Genomic DNA, 1098 nt, shown 5'->3' with positions numbered 1-1098 from the left:
AAGCACGCCGCCAGCGTTCGTCCTGAGCCAGGATCAAACTCTCCATGATATATGGAAGAGCGTTTGGCTCTTGTTTATTGATTGGTATTACTCATTGTTTGACGTTCTATACAATAGAACCTCGCACGTTGGCGTTCATTCAGTTCATTGTTCAGTTTTCAAAGGTCATTGTTGTCATCGCCTCATCGCGACGACTTGTATATCTTACCAGACGTTTCCCATCTTGTCAACACATTTTCCCCAAAAAACTAAAAATAATTTCCATTCGTCTGCCAATACCGGTGTTGGTAACAAAATATCCGTAGTTAGTCACCCAATCCAGGAAAATCCTTATAATGTTTATTATAATATAAGTAGGCCAGTAGAACCACCTCACCAACTACAACCTAAACCCTTTCACAATCATCACGGAAACAGCCCCACCAGGTCCTCCTTCCCCAGCAGGGCTGTTTTCGCACGCCACAATAGTCTCTTCAAAAAAAATCGAAAAAGTTCAAAAAAAGTGTTGACAACCATAGGCCTCGTGAATATAATATAAGAGTACTTGCCACTATAGCTCAGCTGGCAGAGCATCTCATTCGTAATGAGAGGGTCGTAGGTTCGAATCCTATTAGTGGCTCCAAAACCTTAGAGGAATCCTGTTATTGAGAATAGCAGGGTTCTTTTTTTATGCCACAAACAAGGATATTTATAACTGTGTGTCTTCCTAAAACATGCCCTCTGTGAGTCTTCCCATGGCCTCGGCTACTTCTGGTTGCTTCTGGCTCATTACGGCATCGTCGGTATAGTAGTGAATCATTCGTTCATTGCTCCAACCTGCCTGCCTCATGACGGCATCCATGGGCTGTCCTGCCATCATCATATAAGTAGCGTAGGCATGACGGAACGAATGGGGACTAGTATCAGCATCAACCCCAGTCTTATCACACCATTGTTTCATAGACCGATTAAAGTTTCTCGGCTCTCTCCATCCGTCCTTTGTCTTTTGTTGGTCCTATGTCAAGTTTGAGTACAAATTAAATTGAGGTTTCTATCAATCAGTTATCCAGCAATCAAAGCTGCCTTTTTCTTGTAGTTTGCATATAATTTTTCATAGTC

General features: G+C 42.3%; 1 tRNA gene and 1 pseudogene. One reads left to right on the top strand and one right to left on the bottom strand.

The window, feature by feature from the left end:
• Positions 1–546: 546 nt before the first annotated feature.
• Positions 547–622, top strand: a tRNA-Thr gene (locus ACFCTO_RS12105).
• Between the two features lie 84 nt (positions 623–706).
• Here ACFCTO_RS12105 and ACFCTO_RS12100 read toward each other — a convergent pair.
• Positions 707–946, bottom strand: a pseudogene (locus tag ACFCTO_RS12100) (tyrosine-type recombinase/integrase); the annotation flags it as partial.
• Positions 947–1098 lie beyond the last annotated feature (152 nt).

It is taken from the genome of Megasphaera indica, assembly GCF_046614755.1.
GTDB classification, from domain to species: Bacteria; Bacillota; Negativicutes; order Veillonellales; family Megasphaeraceae; genus Megasphaera; species Megasphaera intestinihominis.
The sequence above is the reverse complement of the archived record's forward strand: the minus strand, read 5'-3'. Positions and strand labels throughout refer to the sequence as shown.